General features: G+C 59.5%; 17 protein-coding genes. 5 read left to right on the top strand and 12 right to left on the bottom strand.

What is annotated here, in order from left to right:
* Nucleotides 1-26: 26 nt before the first annotated feature.
* The 3 genes from sbcB to BLU11_RS19195 all read right to left on the bottom strand — a co-directional run bounded on the left by sbcB (nucleotide 27) and on the right by BLU11_RS19195 (nucleotide 2149).
* The gene (gene sbcB / locus BLU11_RS04135) at nucleotides 27-1490 is read right to left on the bottom strand and encodes an exodeoxyribonuclease I (protein ID WP_090272176.1); all 1464 of its coding nucleotides are present in this window, start codon (nucleotides 1488-1490) and stop codon (nucleotides 27-29) included.
* Nucleotides 1491-1574: 84 nt separating this feature from the next.
* Nucleotides 1575-1976: a PilZ domain-containing protein gene (locus tag BLU11_RS04130; protein WP_231702268.1), complete on the bottom strand. Its 402-nt coding sequence runs from the start codon at nucleotides 1974-1976 to the stop codon at nucleotides 1575-1577.
* Nucleotides 1977-1978: 2 nt separating this feature from the next.
* Nucleotides 1979-2149 carry a hypothetical protein gene (locus BLU11_RS19195; RefSeq protein ID WP_157718551.1) on the bottom strand — a complete coding sequence of 57 codons (171 nt, stop codon included), beginning with the start codon at nucleotides 2147-2149 and terminating at the stop codon, nucleotides 1979-1981.
* A gap of 195 nt (nucleotides 2150-2344) precedes the next feature.
* On the opposite strand from BLU11_RS19195, the gene BLU11_RS04125 reads away from it, so the two are divergent.
* The gene (locus BLU11_RS04125) at nucleotides 2345-3280 is read left to right on the top strand and encodes a universal stress protein (RefSeq protein ID WP_090272175.1); all 936 of its coding nucleotides are present in this window, start codon (nucleotides 2345-2347) and stop codon (nucleotides 3278-3280) included.
* A 209-nt stretch (nucleotides 3281-3489) separates the two neighbouring features.
* On the opposite strand, the gene BLU11_RS04120 is transcribed toward BLU11_RS04125, so the two are convergent.
* From BLU11_RS04120 to edd, 3 genes are read right to left on the bottom strand one after another with little or no spacing between them, the layout of a single operon-like run.
* Complete coding sequence (locus tag BLU11_RS04120; protein ID WP_090272174.1) at nucleotides 3490-4131, bottom strand: bifunctional 4-hydroxy-2-oxoglutarate aldolase/2-dehydro-3-deoxy-phosphogluconate aldolase; 642 nt, start codon at nucleotides 4129-4131, stop codon at nucleotides 3490-3492.
* Between the two features lie 17 nt (nucleotides 4132-4148).
* On the bottom strand, nucleotides 4149-4856 hold the full coding sequence (pgl, locus tag BLU11_RS04115; protein WP_157718549.1) for a 6-phosphogluconolactonase: 708 nt from the start codon (nucleotides 4854-4856) through the stop codon (nucleotides 4149-4151).
* A complete protein-coding gene (gene edd, locus BLU11_RS04110) occupies nucleotides 4846-6684 on the bottom strand; it encodes a phosphogluconate dehydratase (protein WP_090272172.1) in 1839 nt (612 codons plus the stop codon). Before edd ends, pgl begins: the two co-directional genes overlap by 11 nt.
* Before the next feature lie 103 nt (nucleotides 6685-6787).
* Between edd and pyk the strand changes: the two genes are divergently transcribed.
* Nucleotides 6788-8239, top strand: a complete 1452-nt coding sequence (gene pyk, locus BLU11_RS04105) for a pyruvate kinase (protein WP_090272171.1) — start codon at nucleotides 6788-6790, stop codon at nucleotides 8237-8239.
* Nucleotides 8240-8319: 80 nt separating this feature from the next.
* Here pyk and BLU11_RS04100 read toward each other — a convergent pair whose 3' ends face one another.
* Nucleotides 8320-9843 (bottom strand): fumarate hydratase, encoded by a 1524-nt coding sequence (locus BLU11_RS04100; protein WP_090272170.1) that lies wholly within the window; start codon nucleotides 9841-9843, stop codon nucleotides 8320-8322.
* Nucleotides 9844-10095: 252 nt separating this feature from the next.
* Between BLU11_RS04100 and BLU11_RS04095 the strand changes: the two genes are divergently transcribed.
* Nucleotides 10096-11223 carry a GGDEF domain-containing protein gene (locus tag BLU11_RS04095; protein ID WP_090272169.1) on the top strand — a complete coding sequence of 376 codons (1128 nt, stop codon included), beginning with the start codon at nucleotides 10096-10098 and terminating at the stop codon, nucleotides 11221-11223.
* Between the two features lie 28 nt (nucleotides 11224-11251).
* On the opposite strand, the gene BLU11_RS04090 is transcribed toward BLU11_RS04095, so the two are convergent.
* From BLU11_RS04090 to BLU11_RS04070, 5 genes are all read right to left on the bottom strand, one after another.
* Nucleotides 11252-12409: a phospholipase D-like domain-containing protein gene (locus BLU11_RS04090; protein ID WP_090276231.1), complete on the bottom strand. Its 1158-nt coding sequence runs from the start codon at nucleotides 12407-12409 to the stop codon at nucleotides 11252-11254.
* Nucleotides 12410-12421: 12 nt separating this feature from the next.
* Entirely contained in the window at nucleotides 12422-13204 is a 783-nt protein-coding gene (locus BLU11_RS04085) for an oxygen-binding di-iron domain-containing protein (RefSeq protein ID WP_090272168.1), read from the bottom strand.
* Nucleotides 13205-13306: 102 nt separating this feature from the next.
* Nucleotides 13307-13945 (bottom strand): acyl carrier protein phosphodiesterase, encoded by a 639-nt coding sequence (locus BLU11_RS04080; RefSeq protein ID WP_090272167.1) that lies wholly within the window; start codon nucleotides 13943-13945, stop codon nucleotides 13307-13309.
* Nucleotides 13945-14871, bottom strand: coding sequence for a hypothetical protein (locus BLU11_RS04075; RefSeq protein ID WP_090272166.1), 927 nt, complete (start codon nucleotides 14869-14871; stop codon nucleotides 13945-13947). The genes BLU11_RS04080 and BLU11_RS04075 overlap by 1 nt, the downstream gene beginning before the upstream one ends.
* 87 nt (nucleotides 14872-14958) lie before the next feature.
* Nucleotides 14959-15834 (bottom strand): LysR family transcriptional regulator ArgP, encoded by an 876-nt coding sequence (locus BLU11_RS04070; protein WP_090272165.1) that lies wholly within the window; start codon nucleotides 15832-15834, stop codon nucleotides 14959-14961.
* A 93-nt stretch (nucleotides 15835-15927) separates the two neighbouring features.
* Here BLU11_RS04070 and BLU11_RS04065 point away from each other — a divergent pair, with 93 nt between their 5' ends.
* On the top strand, nucleotides 15928-16539 hold the full coding sequence (locus BLU11_RS04065; RefSeq protein ID WP_090272164.1) for a LysE/ArgO family amino acid transporter: 612 nt from the start codon (nucleotides 15928-15930) through the stop codon (nucleotides 16537-16539).
* Between the two features lie 162 nt (nucleotides 16540-16701).
* Nucleotides 16702-17283 carry a superoxide dismutase [Fe] gene (gene sodB / locus BLU11_RS04060; protein ID WP_090272163.1) on the top strand — a complete coding sequence of 194 codons (582 nt, stop codon included), beginning with the start codon at nucleotides 16702-16704 and terminating at the stop codon, nucleotides 17281-17283.
* Nucleotides 17284-17346 lie beyond the last annotated feature (63 nt).

Genomic DNA, 17346 nt, shown 5'->3' with positions numbered 1-17346 from the left:
AGGTTGGTACCAAGAAAAAGCCCCTGCTATATGCCGGGGCTTTTCATTTTCAGTTTCTTCATCAGCGCCAACGCATATTCCTGCCATTGTGTGAGCAGTTCCCGCTGCGCCTCGTCCGCTCCACTCATCGCCTGTTCCATATCCCGCATGAACATTTCAAATGTAAGTGGCGCACCCGATGCTCGGCCACTGAGTTTCTGGCTGCAGAAATAATGCCATTCTTCGGTCTCAGCATCACTCAGGGATTCAGGAAAGTTACGCGCGCGATAGCGCTTCAATATATCTGCCAGGCGCTGATCCTGGAGCGGCCAATGTGCCGCATTCAATGTTGCGCCATCGGCTTGCCGGATAGCCGGTAACAACTGTCGATCTCTATCCGCCATGAAGCCATCATACAGCTGCGTTTCGGGGTCCGGTTCGCCGGCATCCTCCTGAGACGTCGGCTGACGTTCAGCATATACCGCAGCCAGTTTCTGCTGCCCGGATATGCGCCATTGCGCCAGCCACTGGGCACGTTCGTTCAACAGCGGCACATCCAGCTGCAGCCGTTCAATATCCTGTGCTCGCAATACTTTTGCATCAGCCAACACCGGACACTTGTTGATATGCACCAGCTTGAGGCCGGGGCGCTGTTCGCCGGGCGCCAGCTGATCGTTGCGCGTATAAAGTCGCTCGCAGAGCTGCTCAGCCGAGAGGTCCTGCAGCAGGTGCGGCTCGACAGCAAGATCCCAGACAATCAATGCGTTGCGGTTACGTGGGTGCCAGGCCAGCGGCACTATCAACGCCAACCCTTTGCGTTCCCGACCGAAACGCCCGGATACGTGCACCAACGGCCGCAGGTTCTGCAGGTCGATCAGCTCACTGACCTTGTGCTTGCTGCGCAGATCATAAAGATATTGATACAGGCGCGGTTGCGCTTGCTTCAGCAATCTGGCCATGGCGATCGTCGCCCGCACATCGGCCAGAGCATCGTGCGCTTGACCGTGGTCGATGCCATTGGCTGCGGTCAGCAACTCCAGTCGTAAACTGGTAAAACCATCCTGCTGCGGCCAGTTGATGCCGTCAGGCCGCAGCGCGTGGGCCGTGCGCAACGCGTCCAGCAGATCCCAACGACTGTTGCCCCCTTGCCATTCCCGCGCATAGGGGTCGAAATAATTGCGGTACAGGGAGAAGCGCGTCATTTCATCGTCATAACGCAGATTGTTGTAGCCTGCGGTGCAGGTCCCCGGTACGGCCATCTGCTCGTGCAATAGATGGATGAACTGCGCTTCCGGCAACCCGCGCAACGCGCGGTCTGGACTGATACCGGTGACCAGGCAGGCCTTGGGGTGGGGCAGCACGTCTGGAGAAATCCGGCAATCGATGCACAGCGGCTCGCCTATTTCCTGGAGGTCCTCATCCGTGCGAACGCCAGCCACCTGCAGTGGCCGGTCGCGGCGGGGGTCGATACCGGTGGATTCGAAGTCGTACCAGAAGATGCTTTTGCTCATGAAGGGTCCCTGAAGAAGCCTGACTGCAAACGCGGATCTTGCCGCGCTCGCGATAATGTCGGCAGGGTAACCTACGCCGCCCGATCAGGCATCCGTCGCATGCACAAAAGTGAAGTAGCGCTGTAGCGCGTCGGCCAGATTGGCGAAGACCTGCATGTTATCAACGATACTGAATCCGGCATCGTGATGACCTGGCGTCAGATCCGGACGACACCAGCGGCTGACGGCACGAAATGCCAGTGTCTGCACTTGGTCTCCATTCGCCGACGGCAGGTGGAGTTGCATGGCGTATTCCGCACCCAGCATCACCGGTAGCGGGCTGATCAACATGAAACCGTTACAGGATACGTTGCCCATGGTGCCCATGAACCGCCCCGTATGGCTGTTGTAGACATTCAGATAGGCAGGCAGCTGATGGCGCGTAATTCGGCGGCTGAACTGATCAAACGGCTCGGGCTTCGCGCCATGGTAGGGCATGCTTTGCATAATCAGCGGTGCTCCTGTTTATTGGTCAGCAGGACATCCTTCTGCCCAGCGCCCGTCATCAGTCGAAAATCAGAATGCACACGGCCACCGATATCCGCCCATAGACAGGCCCCCATCTGGGCAGACAGATTATTAAAATGCAGTAACGGAGTAACAAAAGCTGAGCGCATCATGTGGCTTCCCTGTGCCGGCTCATCCCTGGAAGAGGCTGCGTAAAGAATAAACCAGCTACGGCCACAGGCCAAGCCCTGATTACAAAGCGCCATACCCCATTCAGGCGAGTTTGATCTACATCAGCGCTATACTGCGAAAAACGGCTTAGGCTGGAACACACTGACCAAACCCAGCATACAACGAGGGGCAGCGTAATGAATATTGAGCACATCCTGGTAGTGATCGATCCGACCAGCGATACGGATCAGCCCTGTCTGCGACGGGCTGAGCAGTTGGCTGAGTATTATCCTTCAGCGCGCTTCACGTTATTTCTGAGTGATTATATTCCGGCGCTCGATGGTGGCATGTTGTTCAATACCGACAGTCTGGCCAATGCTCGCAATACATTGCTTGGCCACCGCGAAAAGTGTCTGGAGCAACTGGCGGGACCGTTGCGGGCCAAAGGTTTTACGGTGAATACCTCGGCTGTCTGGGGCAAACGCTACGAGCGGCACATACTGCGCGCCATCCATGAGCAGCAGCCGGATCTGGTACTCAAGACCACCCATCATCACAACCTGCTGAAACGTCTGGTACTGACCAACACCGACTGGTATCTGATCCGCCATTGCCCGGTACCGCTGTGGCTGGTCAAGCAGCCGGAAGGCAAATTGAAGATATTGGGCGTCAGTGTCGACCCTCTACATGAGGCGGACAAGCCCGCCGCGCTCGACTACAAGCTGCTTGCGACAGGCCGCTCACTGGCAGCAGCCACGGGCGCTGAGGTTCAGGCGCTGCACTGCTACAACCCCCTGCCCCACACCCTGGCATTCGATACCGGTCTGGTGGCGAACTATGATGGGTATGCGGCGCAGGTGCAGGAGCATCACGCTACTGCTTTCAGTGAGTTTTCCAGCCAGGCCGGGATAGCGCCTGCAGAGCAGCATCTGTTGCGTGGCTATCCTGAGCAGGCGGTCCCGACTTTTGTCAAACAGCAGCAAGTCGATCTGCTGATCATGGGCGCCATTTCCCGCTCACGTCTGGAAAATGCTCTGGTCGGACATACTGCCGAACGCCTGCTGGATGAGGTGCCTTGCGATGTACTCATCGTCAAGCCGGATGGTTTTGTGAATCCTTCGAAGCCGGACTGAGAGTACGCAGGGAAGCGTTGATCATGGCACCAAACTTGCGAGCGCGTTGGGGCATCCGCCACAGCGGACCGTCGGTTGCCAAGGATGGCAACCGCGAGCATACATGGACGTACTTGCTACGTGTCCGCTGTGGCGGATGCCCCAACGCGCAGACACACTACCCTCCTCTGATCATCGCTTCCCGATCAACCTCTCTCTTGCCGGTCTCTTCAGTCAGTGCTGGCGAATTCCCGACAAAGCCGCGTAATACCAGCCCAATCTCCCGCCTCTACCATGGCTGCCGGTGCCATCCAACTGCCGCCGGTAGCCATGACATTATTCAGCGCCAGGTAACTCGGCAGAGACCGGGTTGTTATCCCGCCGGTCGGGCAGAAGCGCACGTCATGAAAGGGGCCTGAAAAAGCCCGCAACAATGCCACGCCGCCACAGACTTCAGCGGGGAACAGCTTGAAGTGGCGATAGCCCAGGCGATAGCCCATCATGATTTCCGAGGCCGTCGCCACTCCCGGCAAGAGCGGCACCGGACTATCCAGCCCCAGCGTCAGCAATTCCTGAGTGCTACCGGGGCTGACCACGAACTTCGCTCCGGCATCCAGCACCGATTGGAACTGGCGGCCATCCAGCACGGTGCCGGCACCCACGCACAATGCCGGGCGCTGTGCCGTCAGCAGACGGATAGCCGACAATGCCAGGGGCGTGCGCAAGGTGATCTCCAGGTTGGTGATACCACCGGCGGCCAGCGCATCAGCCAGTGGCAACACATCTTCCTCACGCTGAATGCTGAGCACCGGCAGGATGCGCTGTCCGGTAAATATCCGCTCAAGGGTTCTGGTGTTTTCAGTCAGTCTCATTCAAGGATCCAGGTGCCTCAAGGGCTGTAGAAAATATCCATGGAAGGCGTGAGAAAAGCCGCAATCGGCCGTGCCAGCGGGTCACTCGTTTCCAGTGCGGTAGCCAGCTGTTGAAGCTTGTCCTCGCCGGATAGCGCGAGAATCTTGCTGCGCGCCTGATTGATCACCGCTGCGGTCATGCTCAGTCGAGCCAGCCGCTCAGCTGTCTCGGGCACAGCGATGCACAGCGCCGGCGTCTGCTCGGACAGGTAATCCGGGAGCTTCGGCATATGCGGGAACAACGAGGCCGTGTGACCGTCTGGGCCCATGCCGAGCACCACCACGTCCACCGGCATCAGCGTTTTTAGCATGGTATGGCAATGCTGCGCATCGGCTTCCAGACTCCGCCCCTGATATAGGGGTAGCCAAGTGGCACGCTGCAACAGCTGCGGCATGCAACGTTGAATCAAGCCAGCATTGCTCTGCTCATGCTCCGGTGGCACCCAGCGTTCGTCCACCTGGGTGATAGTTACCTTTTCCCAGTCGAGTTGGATTTGTTCCAGACGTCGAAGAAACAACTCCGGGCCGCGCCCGCCGGAAAGCGCCAGGCTGGCATGCCCGCGCTGCTCGATGGCTTTTTTCAGCAGCGCCGCTACATGCGTGGCCACCGCCTCAGCCTGCGCCTGCGGCGAGTCCGCAGGATACCAGGCGAGCCCGCGAGAGCGGGCCTGTTCTTCAATCGTCATGTTGCCCTCCATCGGCCTGAATCAAGCTTTCAGTAAAACAGCTCGCGCCCTGCTCCGCCGGACTGGCGGCCGTACGGGCAAAGGCAAAAAGCTCTCGCCCCCAGCCACGCCGGACCGGCTGTGGATGCACGGCCGGGGTTCGGCTTTGCCACTCAGCCTCGTCCATCCGCACCAGCAAGGTACCCCGGTCGGCATCGAGATCCAGAATGTCACCGTCACGCAGACAGGCAATAGGCCCCCCTGAATGAGCTTCAGGGCTCATATGAATGACCGCAGGCACCTTGCCCGATGCCCCGGACATACGGCCATCCGTTACCAGCGCCACCCGTAATCCGCGGTCCTGGAGAACTCCCAGGTAGGGCGTGAGTTTGTGCAGTTCAGGCATACCGTTGGCCGCCGGCCCCTGAAAACGAATGACGACGATCACATCGCTATCGAACTCGTTATTCTGGAAGGCGGTTACAAAGGCTTCCTGGGTCACAAACGTGCGGCAGGGCGCGCTGACCTGCCAATGCTCGGGTTTGACAGCAGATACCTTGATCACGCTGCGGCCAAGGTCACCCTCAACCAGTCGCAGCCCGCCATCAACCTTGAACGGCGCTCGCAGGCTGCGCAGAATGCTGTCATCCAGGCTGGCTGCAGGGCCATCACGCCACGCCAACCTACCATCAACCAGCGTCGGCTCGTGCGTGTAGCGCTGTAAACCCGGGCCTGCAATGGTGTTCACATCAGCATGCAGCAGCCCGCCTTCCAGCAGCTGGGCAAACAGGAAAGCACTGCCGCCCGCTGCCTGAAAGTGGTTCACGTCGGCCTGACCGTTGGGGTAGATCCGCGCCAGCGTCGGCACTACTTCAGACAATTCGGCCATGTCACTCCAGTTCAATTGCAACCCGGCGCATTGGCCGATCGCAATCAGGTGCAAGGTCAGGTTGGTCGAGCCGCCGGTGGCCAGCAATACCACCAGCGCGTTGACCAAGGCTCTCTCATCCAGGATCGACGCCAAACTGCCCTCGCCCGCCCTTGCCAGCCGCGCCGCCTGTTCAGCCACATGCACGGTCAGCGCATCACGCAACGGCGTGCCGGGATTGATGAAGGACGCACCGGGCAATTGAAGTCCCATGGCTTCGAGCAGCATCTGGTTGGTGTTGGCCGTACCATAGAAGGTGCAGGTACCGGGCGCGTGGTAGGCCTTGCTTTCGGCGTCCAGCAGCTCCTCGCGGGTGGCCAGGCCTTCGGCAAAACGCTGCCGCACCAGGGCCTTCTCGCTGTTGGGCAGACCCGAGGGCATAGGTCCGGCAGGGACAAAGAGTATCGGCAGATGACCAAAGCGCAACGCGCCCATCAACAATCCCGGTACGATCTTGTCGCAGATACCGAGGCACAGCGCAGCGTCGAACATGTTGTGCGACAAGGCGATCGCCGTACCCATGGCAATGACATCACGGCTGACCAGCGACAGCTCCATTCCCGGCTCGCCCTGGGTGACGCCATCGCACATGGCCGGCACACCGCCTGCCACCTGTCCGGTAGCGCCGAAGGCACGCAGGGCTTCACGGATCTGCGCAGGATAGGTTTCATAGGGCTGATGCGCCGAGAGCATATCGTTATAGGCGGTCACCATACCGATATTCACTTCATCGACCATCCGCAGGCGGTCCTTGTCCACGGCCGAACACCCGGCCATGCCGTGGGCGAAGTTGCTGCAGGACAGATCGCGGCGACCCCGCGGTCGCGCAGCCGCTTCGGCCATTTGCTGCAGATAAGCCGCGCGTGACAGCCGACTGCGTTCCACCAGCCGCTCGGTAACCTCGATTACACGGGGATGCATGCATTTCTCCTGTCAGACCAATGTCATGTTAGCTTCTGCCTGTCATACATAGAGCGTATGATCTATTGTAAGCCACTGAAATGTAACTCAAGGGAAAACATTCATGACCCTGCGTCGCACCAAGATCGTCGCCACCCTCGGCCCTGCCAGCAGTACTCCGGAACGTATAGAAGCCCTGATCAAGGCCGGGATGAACGTAGCCCGCCTGAATTTCTCCCACGGCACCCATGATGAACACCGCGCCAGAGCACTGCTGGTACGCGAGATTGCCGCGCAACAGGGTACCCATGTCGCCCTGCTGGGTGACCTGCAGGGCCCGAAGATCCGCATTGCGCGCTTCAAGGATGGCAAGATCCACCTGAATGTGGGCGATAAGTTCCGCCTGTCCACCAGCCATTCGCTGGATGAAGGCAACCAGGATGTAGTTGGTATCGACTACCCGCAACTGGTATCCGACTGCCGCGCCGGCGATGAATTGCTGCTTGATGATGGCCGCGTGGTATTGATGGTAGACAGCGTGACGGCGGACGAAGTGCTCTGCACCGTTACCGCCGGTGGCCCCCTGTCCAACCACAAGGGCATCAACCGGCGCGGTGGCGGCTTGTCTGCCGCAGCGCTCACCGACAAGGACCGCGCCGATATTCTGCTCGCGGCCGAGATGAAGATGGAATACGTCGCCGTATCCTTCCCCCGCGACGCCAAGGACATGGATCAGGCCCGCAAGCTGGTCACCGATGCCGGCTCCCAAGCCTGGCTGGTAGCCAAGATCGAGCGCGCCGAAGCGGTGGCCGACGAGGCCACGCTGGATGGGCTGATCGATGCCAGCGACTGCGTCATGGTTGCCCGCGGTGACCTCGGCGTGGAGATCGGTGATGCCGAGCTGGTAGGTATACAGAAGATCATCATTGCCCGCGCCCGGCGCAAGAACAAGACTGTAATCACCGCCACCCAGATGATGGAATCCATGATCAGCAGTCCGTTGCCGACCCGGGCGGAAGTCTCTGATGTGGCCAACGCCGCGCTGGACTATACCGATGCGGTCATGCTCTCGGGCGAAACCGCTGCAGGCGATTTTCCGGTGGAAACCGTGGCCGCCATGGACCGCGTCTGCCGCGGCGCCGAGAAGAACCCCACCAGTCAGCAGTCCGGCCACCGCCTGCACATGGAGTTCGAACGTTGCGATGAAACCATCGCGCTGGCGGCCATGTATGCGGCCAACCACTTTCCCGGTGTGACTGCGGTGATCACCCTGACCGACAGTGGCTATACCCCCCTGATCATGTCGCGCATCCGCTCGCACCTACCCATTTACGCCTTGTCGCCCAGCGCCCAGACCCTGGGGCGGGTAGCACTGATGCGCGGCGTGCAGAGCATTGCCTTCAACCCCAGCGAGATACCGTCCAGTGAAGTGAACCAGCATGCAGTCAACAAGCTGCTGGAGCTGGGACATGTCAAACCGGGAGACTGGGTGGTGCTGACCAAGGGTGACGTCTACAACTCGCGCGGCGGTACCAACTCGATGAAGCTGCTGCATGTGGGTGAGCAACTCGTCTGAGAGTTGACACACACGCGGCAAGCAAATGGCACGCACAAAAAACCCGGTTCGAAGACCGGGTTTTTTGTGCGCCTCAGATATTACTGCACTTCCACCGCCAGACTGTCGGCAATCTTCTGCTTCCAGATCTGCGGGCCGGTGATGTGCACTGACTCGCCGCTGCTATCGACTGCCACGGTTACCGGCATGTCCTGCACGTCGAATTCGTAGATCGCTTCCATACCCAACTCCGGGAAAGCCAGCACCTTGGCTTTCTTGACTGCCTGGGAGACCAGGTAGGCCGCGCCGCCGACAGCCATCAGATATACCGCCTTGTTGTCTCTGATTGCATCAATGGCGGTTGGACCACGTTCGGATTTACCGATCATGCCCAGCAGCCCGGTTTGCTCCAGGATCTGGCGGGTGAACTTGTCCATCCGCGTGGCGGTAGTCGGACCAGCTGGTCCAACGGCCTCATCGCGTACCGGATCAACCGGGCCGACGTAATAGATGAAGCGTCCCTTCAGATCCACCGGCAGCTCTTCGCCCTTGTTCAGCATGTCGACCATGCGCTTGTGCGCGGCATCACGGCCAGTCAGCATCTTGCCGGACAACAATACGGTCTCGCCGGTCTTCCAGCTCAGCACATCTTCAGGAGTGAGGGTGTCCAGGTTGACACGACGCACACCGCTGCCGACTTCCCAGGTGATGTCCGGGTAGGCATCCATAGGCGGCGGAGCCAGCTCGGCCGGACCACTGCCGTCAAGTACGAAATGCGCGTGACGGGTGGCAGCGCAGTTGGGGATCATGCACACCGGCAGGCTGGCAGCGTGAGTCGGATAATCCTTGATCTTGATATCCAGTACCGTAGTCAGACCGCCCAGCCCCTGAGCACCGATGCCCAGCCCATTGACCTTATCCATGATCTCCAGACGCAGCTCTTCGACCCGATTTTGCGGGCCGCGCTTGCGCAGCTCGTGAATATCGATCGGATCCATCAGGGATTCCTTGGCCAGCACTGCCGCCTTCTCGGCTGTGCCGCCAATACCTATGCCCAGCATGCCTGGCGGACACCAACCGGCACCCATGGTCGGCACGGTCTTGAGCACCCAGTCGACGATCGAATCGGAGGGGTTGAGCATCACCATTTTCGACTTGTTCTCGGAACCGCCGCCCTTGGCGGCAACGTGGAACTCGACGGTATTGCCGGGAACTATTTGATAGTGGATCACCGCCGGCGTATTGTCCTTGGTGTTGGTGCGCTTACCGGCCGGGTCGGCCAGAATAGAGGCACGCAGGACGTTTTCAGGCAGCTGATAGGCCCGACGGACGCCTTCGTTGATCATGTCGTCGAGTGCCATGGTCGCGCCATCCCAGCGGACGTCCATGCCGACCTTGGCGAATACGGTGACGATGCCCGTGTCCTGGCAGATGGGCCGGTGACCGGTGGCACACATACGCGAGTTGATCAGGATCTGCGCCATGGCATCACGCGCCGCAGAAGACTCTTCACGCTGGTAGGCTTCGTGCACCGCCTGAATGAAGTCTACGGGGTGATAATAGGAGATGTATTGCAGCGCATCGGCGACGCTCTGGATCAGATCATCTTGCTTGATTACGGCCATTCTCGGACAGGCTCCTCTATAGGCTTGCTGGCCGCAGACATGCCAACGAAGGGCAATGCGACCAGATTCACGGAATGCTTGGGCCGGGCCGAATATCCCGGCTGATGAAAGCAGGCGACAGAGTATACCCGAGCTTGCGAATTCGGGGCAGCCGTTGAGCTGATAGCTTTATGCTATGGAGAGACAAAAAGCTGGGCAAACCTGACACCGACAGCTAAAGTGATATCACTATGCCACCCAAAAGAACAAAAGATGATTGAAATGGACGTCAACCGGCAGGCTCGTTACCAGGCGTTGCGTCTGCAGCGCTTCTACCTGGCACAACTGATCTATGGAATAAGCTATCTCATCATAGCCGTCACTTGGGCTACCGGCAGCTATACCGGCAGTAACGCCATGGCAATGAGTCATTATCTACTCGGCTTTGGCAGCCAGGCCGTTTTCTTCGTCATGTTCAAGACCGGATTCAACCTGCGCTTCAAAGACCCCAGTCTGACCAGCGCACAGATCATTGTCGCGCTGCTGCTGCAAACCTATTTATTGGCCTTTGCCGGCCCGGTACGTAGCACTATTCTGGTGGCCTATTGTCTGATTTTGCTGTTCGGTGTATTTCAGCTGTCGCGTATTGCCTACCTAGCCCATGCGGCGTTTGCGCTGGTCTGCTATGGCAGCCTCGTCGTTATCAATATGCACTTCGAGCTCTATCCGCAGACATTGTCCATCGCGCTGCTGGAGTGGTTCGTACTCGCCTGCTTCATGCTCTGGCTGACCATTCTCGGCAGCTATATCCGCGAACTGCGCGAACGCCTGCAACAACGCCACACCACCTTGCAACAGCACCAGCAATCGCTGCGCGGGATGATGGAACAATTACAGAACCTGGCCAGTACCGACACCCTGACGGGACTACCGAACCGCCGGTATTTTCTCGATGAGGTACACCGCCGCATGGCCCTGCTGGGCAATGGTCAGACCCTCGGGCTGGCCCTGATCGATCTGGATCATTTCAAACGCATCAACGATCTATATGGGCATTCCGCCGGGGACGACGTGCTGCAAAGCTTTGCATGTATCGCCCGTACCAATCTGCGTGGTGACGACATGGTCGCCCGATTCGGGGGTGAAGAGTTCGTGGTGCTACTGGGTAATTGTGATCTCGCCACGCTGCAACACTGCGTGGAGCGCATCCGTATGAACTTTGCCAACACACACCACCCATCTCTGCCAGAGAGCGCGCATTGCACCATGTCCGCCGGACTCTGCCTGATTCACCCGGAAGACAGTCTCGAAGTGCGCATCAGCCAAGCGGATGAAGCCTTGTATCGGGCCAAGGCCGGCGGCCGCAATTGCTCCAGAATCCATGAGGATGTCTATGCCTGAACCGTTGCCGCTCCCCATTGACTCGATATCAGCGCCGAATATCCAAGCCGAATATCGCGGCGCGATTGATGGTGCCCCAGAGACGAATTTTCATACGATGGGCCCAGGGCAACGTCAGCCAATCATTCAACGTCCATTCTCGCGATTCTGCGAAGTCGGTAACAAAGCTCTGCTCTACCGTCAGAGCCAACTCAGTGTCGATGATGTTCTGGTTTGCTTCGAGATTCCAATGCAGCGTCCAGTGATCGAAATTGGATGAGCCGAGGCTCACCCAATCGTCAACCAGCACGGTTTTCAGATGCAGAAAGCGCGGCTGGTATTCGAAAATGCGTACGCCCGCAGCCAGCAGCTTTTTATAGAACCGCTGGCCGGCGTAGCGCACTGCCGGATGATCGGTCACATCCCCGCACAACAGAAGGCGTACATCCACCCCACGCCGAGCGGCCCGAGTCAGCGACCGACGGATGCGTCTGGTCGGCGCAAAATAAGGTGTGGCCAGCCAGACTCGACGTTCCGCCCGGGCAATACTGGCCAGCAACGCCTGGACCATTTCCCGGTGGGTACGACCATCGGTCAGCGATACCCGAGCCAGCCCCTCACCCTTCGGTGGATGAGGTGGCACACGCACCCGACGCAGGCGCGCCGGCTGCCTGCCGTTGTGCCGCTCGGTGATCCGCCATTGGCGCTCGAATAGTTCCACCCAGTCAGCCACCACCGGGCCACATACCTTGAGCATCTGTTCATGCCAGAGACAATGTCCTTCCGGGCCGGGAATGCAGAAGTCATCGGTGAACCCGGCGCCACCGATAAAGGCCACGCTATCGTCAATAATAACCAGCTTGCGATGGTCGCGATGCAGATTGGAACGCCCGCCTAGCAGGTTCAATGGGTTGTAGAAGCGCAGATCAACGCCGCCGCGCGACAATCCCTGACGATCAGCCTCTTGCAGATCACGACTACCGAGGCTGTCGAAACGGCAGCGCACACGAACACCACGGGCTACTGCCTGCAGCAGGATGTCCATCACTCGCTGGGTGCTGTGTCCGGATTCGACCAGATACAGCTCGATATCAATACTGGAGCGAGCCTGCTCCATGGCCTGCAGCATCTTCGGAAAGAAGCAGTCCCCGTCCATCATCAGTTCGAAGCTATTGCCGTCACGCCATGGATAAATCGAGGCCGCCATCATCACCTGCCGTCAGGGTATCCGATAATCTTCCTGCTCCATCAGATCCATGCCGCATTGCAACTGGCTGATCCAATCCAGGAACGTATTGATCATAGCAGTCCCTACAAATGGGCTGCCATGTTGCGGCATTATCATCTTCGGCCGGAGCTGGCGAATCATGTTGGCCCACAACCGACAGGCCTTGTTACCGGCCATGTAACGTCGATGAAACCCTTCCATGCTGGGCAGGTGCGCAGCGAAGTCGACGACCGGCTCAGCATCATCTACCAGGGACGCGCCCATATCCCCGGAAAACAGAATCCCGCTGACCGGATCATAGAACTGCAGATTGCCCACCGAGTGGAGAAAATGCGCCGGCAAGGCCTTGATCACACAGTCGCCCAACGGAATATTCTGTCCGCGATCAGGGACAGCAACCATACGTTCGGTGGTGCTCTTGCCGGACGCTCTGGTCAGGAAAGCGGCGGACAAATGCGGCAGAAAACGCGCCCAGAGCTTTGAGCAAACGACCTGACAATCGGTATGCAGAAACCATTTATCCAACGAGGAAATAATATCGGGGTCCTGGTGCGAGGCGAATACGTATGTCAGGTCACGCAGAGGTATATGCTGACTCAACGCCAGCGACAGCGGCATGTAGGTCAGGTCGCCGCCCGGATCAAGCAATGCGTGTTGATCACGATCAATGATCAGAAACTGATTGGATTGCACACCATCGCCAGTCACCAGTTGATCGAAACACAACACTTTGTGCGAGCCGTTATCGAACAATACCCTCGGGGTACTCGACATTTCCCTCTCCTTGCCTTGAATTCCACGGGCCGTCTTTATAAGCGAGGAGTGCCGCCTGCATACTGACCTGGATCAAGCCAAGGCATGCAATGGCTTTCATACTCAAGCGCTGGAAATGGAAGAAGACAGCAGCAGCTGCCAATCTGCCGATTCCCTGAGCGCAGTTGCCTGGGCTTCGGAAAACGCAATCACCTCGGGCATGAACCCAAGAAAGTCGGCCTCAAAACCCGGATAGTCCCGCTCCAGCTCGTGCACCGCACCCGGCAACGGGTTAGCCGGACGCAAGCGCCGGGCCATATTGTTCAGCGCCTGATGCAGGTTCTGCAGGTCAGCATAACTACCCAGCCAGTCCTGCTCGGCCATGCGTACCAGAACCGTTCGTGCCCGCTCCGGCATCAGCGTCTGCTGGGCCAAAACCGCCTGGTACATGCGGGCGGTGAAAGCTGCCAGTGGCTGGTCATCAAATTGATGCCAGTGGCGCGCCAGCAGGTGGTCATAGAACATATCGACCATGATCCCGGCATAGCGCCGCCGATCACCACTGACCCGCGCCTTACTGCGCAGCACCAGCGGATGCCGGTCAGTGAATGCGTCGATGCGCCTATGCAGCCAGATACCCTGGCGCACCGGGTCCGGCAAAGTCATGGCGGCCACAGGCCCCTTGACGAAATCACCCAGCAACCCGCCCAGCGCCTGTTGCGGGTCATCCGGCCCCAGCCGCAGATGGGCAAGAAAGTTCATCAGCGCTGCCCCAGCTGTTGCTGGAGATTGCCAAGCTGATTGCGCAGCGTAGAGATACTGCGGTTGGTTTGCAGGCGGAAACTGTCAATCGCGCGCAAAGAGTCCTCGGTATTGGCCAGACGCTCGTCGATCTCACTGCGCAGCACCAGCATTTCCTGTTCTGGACTGGCACCAGCTGAGACCTGTAGTAGCGCCTCCAACTCGCCGCGCTGACGGGCCAGTTCACTATCCTGCTCCACCAGTCGTCGCTCCAGCTCGACCAGTGTCTGCAGCCGCTCGCCGGTCTGTTCCACTTCGCTACGCAACGCGGCCTGCGCAGCGCTGGCTGACTCTGCCCGTTGCGCCAGCTCGGTGAAAGCCTGCTGCTGGCGTTCTATCTGCTCACCGAGCTTACCGGCCAGCTCATCCAGCGCGGTCAAACGTTGTCCTTGAGTCGCATCGGCCTGCTGCAGTCGCTGGAGCCCCTGTTGCTGCTCCTGTTGGTGCTCCTGAAGCCGTTCCTGCTGTACCTGTTGGGCAGTGGTCAGTTGCTCCACCCGCTTTTGCAGCTGGTGGAGCTGTTGTGTACGGGCCCGCTCGTTCTGACTCAGACTGGATTCAGTGGCCACGACCTTGCCGCTGATGTCCTGCAAGCGGCCGGCCGCTTCCTCGCTGATCCGCGCGAAGCTTTCCTGGGTCGCTACCAATTGGCGTTGCAGGCGCGTCTGCTGCTGATGGCTCCAGTAACCCAGCCCGACCAAGGCAATCAACAGACTCAGGCATACCGCCCACAGCGCGCCGTTGCGCTGCCGACGCGGCGGCGGTTCGCGCCGGGCACGCACTGCCGGCGGCTCCCCGTCTGTGCGACGCGCTGCCGGCTGTGCAGTTACCCGATCATCATCGGTTGCACGAATTCCCGGGAGGTCCCGGATATCATCATCACCCATACAATCCCCTGCGGTTATTCCCGACTTCTCATACGCCTCTATTCTGCTCGTTGCGCAGCGCCCTGACCACCCATGCCACCACGGCACTCACTGCAGCGCCGTGCGCGCCAGCTGCCGGGTCAGCGCATCCAGCAGCCGCCCGCCATTGCGCCAGTAATGCCAGTACAACGGCACGTCCACTGGGTTGCCGGGCAGCACTTCCTGCAGCCTGCCCGCAGCCAGTTCCGAGCGGATCTGCGATGCCGGCACCAACCCCCAGCCCAGTCCCGCGTCGATCAGCCGCACGAACCCTTCCGATGACGGACACAGATGATGTGGAAAAGTCTCGTTGAAGCCGCAACCGGCCAAAAAACGATGTTGCAGCTGATCATCCGGACCAAAGACGATCACCGGCGCACGGCGCAGCGCCGCATGACTGACCCCCTCGGCAAAATAGCGCGCCATGAAGGCGGGGCTGGCCACCGCCAGATAACGCATCGCACCCAATGGCAAAGAGCGCGCGCCCGCCACCGGTTGCTCCGTGGCGCAGACGCAGCCGGCTACTTCTCCCGCACGCATGCGGCGCAGCCCCACGTCCTGATCATCGACCAGTAGTTCGAGCAACAGGTTCTGCGCTTGACACAGATCGGCCACCGCAGCTGCCCACCAGGTCGCCAGGCTGTCGGCATTCAATGCAATACGCAGTCGGGTCGCGACATCGGCTTCGTCATCCATGGGCACTTCCCGCTGCAGGTCGCGCTCCAGCAGCCGTACCTGTTGCACATGGTTGAGCAGCTTTCTGCCCGTTTCCGTCGGTGTGGGCGGCGCAGCCCTCAGCAACACCGGTGCCCCGACTCGCGACTCCAGCAGCTTGATGCGCTGAGACACCGCCGACTGGGACAGACCCAGCATCCGCGCAGCCCGTTCGAAACCGCCCTCCTCTACCACCGCTGCGAGCGCCTGCAATAACTTGTAGTCCAACATGAAATATTCTTATATACCATCAGCAATATTGGTTTCTCTTATAATCAATAACCCAGCAGACTGCCACCTCTCTTTTTCGCAGTGGACATCGGTATGCAAGGGTTCGGCAGTTATATCAACGGATTTCTGGTAGCAGCCGGCCTGATCATGGCCATCGGGGCGCAGAATGCCTTTGTTCTGGCTCAGGGCCTGCGCCGGGAGCACCACCTCAGCGCAGCCGTGGTCTGCATGACCTGCGATGCCCTATTGGTGAGCGCTGGCACCTACGGCCTGGCCTCGCTGCTGCAGCAGTATCCGCTGGCCATGGAGATCACACGCTGGGGCGGCATCGTCTTTCTGATCGGCTACGCCTTGCGCGCGCTGCACCGCGCCCTGGGTAACCAGAGTCTGATCGGCATGGACGCCGGTCGTCCAATACGCTCGCGCCGCGCTGTACTACTGACTACTCTGGCGGTCACCTTGCTCAATCCCCATGTCTATCTCGATACGCTGGTGCTGATTGGCTCAATCGGCGCCCAGCAGAGCCTGCCGGCATTGTTCACCCTGGGCGCGGCCAGTGCCTCCGTGGTCTGGTTCTTCAGCCTGGCCCTCGGCGCGGCCCGGCTCGCGCCATGGCTGCAGCGCCCGTTGACCTGGCGGCTGATCGACCTCGGCGTTGCCGCCATGATGCTTCGGGTGGCCTGGTCTCTAGCATGGCCCGGCTGAATCGGCATTGATACTTGCAGCATGGCTAGCCCCGACACAGAATGCTATGATCTTGGCTGCTATAAACAGGGGCGGCGCCTGTGTTTGACTGGCTTGAGGAGACCCCGACCAGGAATGCGCAACACCGAACCGACCCCGATAACCTGAAGATGGAGAGAGACCATGCCTTTCGAATTGCCCGCACTTCCTTATGAGAAGACCGCCCTCCAGCCGCACATCTCCGCCGAGACTCTGGAATACCACCACGACAAGCACCACAACACCTACGTGGTCAACCTGAACAACCTGATCGCTGGTACCGATTACGAAGGCAAGAGCCTGGAAGAAATCATCAAGACCTCCAGCGGCGGCGTATTCAACAACGCAGCCCAGGTGTGGAACCACACCTTCTACTGGAACTGCCTGAGCCCCAACGGTGGTGGTGAGCCTACTGGCGAGCTGGCCGAAGCCATCAACAAGGCGTTCGGTTCCTTTGCCGCATTCAAGGATGAGTTCAGCAAAACCTCCATCGGCACTTTCGGTTCCGGCTGGGGCTGGCTGGTGAAGAAAGCTGACGGCTCCCTGGCGCTGGCCAGCACCATTGGCGCCGGCAACCCGATCACCTCCGGTGACACTCCGCTGCTGACCTGTGACGTCTGGGAACACGCCTACTACATCGATTACCGCAACGCCCGTCCGAAGTATGTCGAAGCGTTCTGGAATCTGGTCAACTGGGATTTCGTCGCGAAAAACTTCGCTGGCTGAGTCCGGTTTTCCTTCAAAACACCCCGCCCTCGTGCGGGGTGTTTTGTTTTCAGCTGTTGCGCC

This window comes from Halopseudomonas litoralis (genome assembly GCF_900105005.1).
Classification (GTDB): domain Bacteria; phylum Pseudomonadota; class Gammaproteobacteria; order Pseudomonadales; family Pseudomonadaceae; genus Halopseudomonas; species Halopseudomonas litoralis.
This window is presented reverse-complemented; position numbering and strand designations above follow the sequence as displayed.

Excerpts from the sequence above, each read along its gene's own strand:
- BLU11_RS04085 (WP_090272168.1), bottom strand. The coding sequence starts at position 13,204 with ATGTCGAGTACCCCGAGGGTATTGTTCGATAACGGCTCGCACAAAGTG.
- pyk (WP_090272171.1), top strand. The coding sequence starts at position 6,788 with ATGACCCTGCGTCGCACCAAGATCGTCGCCACCCTCGGCCCTGCCAGC.
- BLU11_RS04080 (WP_090272167.1), bottom strand. The coding sequence starts at position 13,945 with ATGAACTTTCTTGCCCATCTGCGGCTGGGGCCGGATGACCCGCAACAG.
- BLU11_RS04070 (WP_090272165.1), bottom strand. The coding sequence starts at position 15,834 with ATGTTGGACTACAAGTTATTGCAGGCGCTCGCAGCGGTGGTAGAGGAG.
- BLU11_RS04130 (WP_231702268.1), bottom strand. The coding sequence starts at position 1,976 with ATGCAAAGCATGCCCTACCATGGCGCGAAGCCCGAGCCGTTTGATCAG.
- BLU11_RS04065 (WP_090272164.1), top strand. The coding sequence starts at position 15,928 with ATGCAAGGGTTCGGCAGTTATATCAACGGATTTCTGGTAGCAGCCGGC.
- sodB (WP_090272163.1), top strand. The coding sequence starts at position 16,702 with ATGCCTTTCGAATTGCCCGCACTTCCTTATGAGAAGACCGCCCTCCAG.
- pgl (WP_157718549.1), bottom strand. The coding sequence starts at position 4,856 with ATGACGATTGAAGAACAGGCCCGCTCTCGCGGGCTCGCCTGGTATCCT.
- BLU11_RS04120 (WP_090272174.1), bottom strand. The coding sequence starts at position 4,131 with ATGAGACTGACTGAAAACACCAGAACCCTTGAGCGGATATTTACCGGA.
- sbcB (WP_090272176.1), bottom strand. The coding sequence starts at position 1,490 with ATGAGCAAAAGCATCTTCTGGTACGACTTCGAATCCACCGGTATCGAC.
- BLU11_RS04125 (WP_090272175.1), top strand. The coding sequence starts at position 2,345 with ATGAATATTGAGCACATCCTGGTAGTGATCGATCCGACCAGCGATACG.
- BLU11_RS04075 (WP_090272166.1), bottom strand. The coding sequence starts at position 14,871 with ATGGGTGATGATGATATCCGGGACCTCCCGGGAATTCGTGCAACCGAT.
- BLU11_RS04100 (WP_090272170.1), bottom strand. The coding sequence starts at position 9,843 with ATGGCCGTAATCAAGCAAGATGATCTGATCCAGAGCGTCGCCGATGCG.
- BLU11_RS04095 (WP_090272169.1), top strand. The coding sequence starts at position 10,096 with ATGATTGAAATGGACGTCAACCGGCAGGCTCGTTACCAGGCGTTGCGT.
- edd (WP_090272172.1), bottom strand. The coding sequence starts at position 6,684 with ATGCATCCCCGTGTAATCGAGGTTACCGAGCGGCTGGTGGAACGCAGT.
- BLU11_RS19195 (WP_157718551.1), bottom strand. The coding sequence starts at position 2,149 with ATGATGCGCTCAGCTTTTGTTACTCCGTTACTGCATTTTAATAATCTG.
- BLU11_RS04090 (WP_090276231.1), bottom strand. The coding sequence starts at position 12,409 with ATGGCGGCCTCGATTTATCCATGGCGTGACGGCAATAGCTTCGAACTG.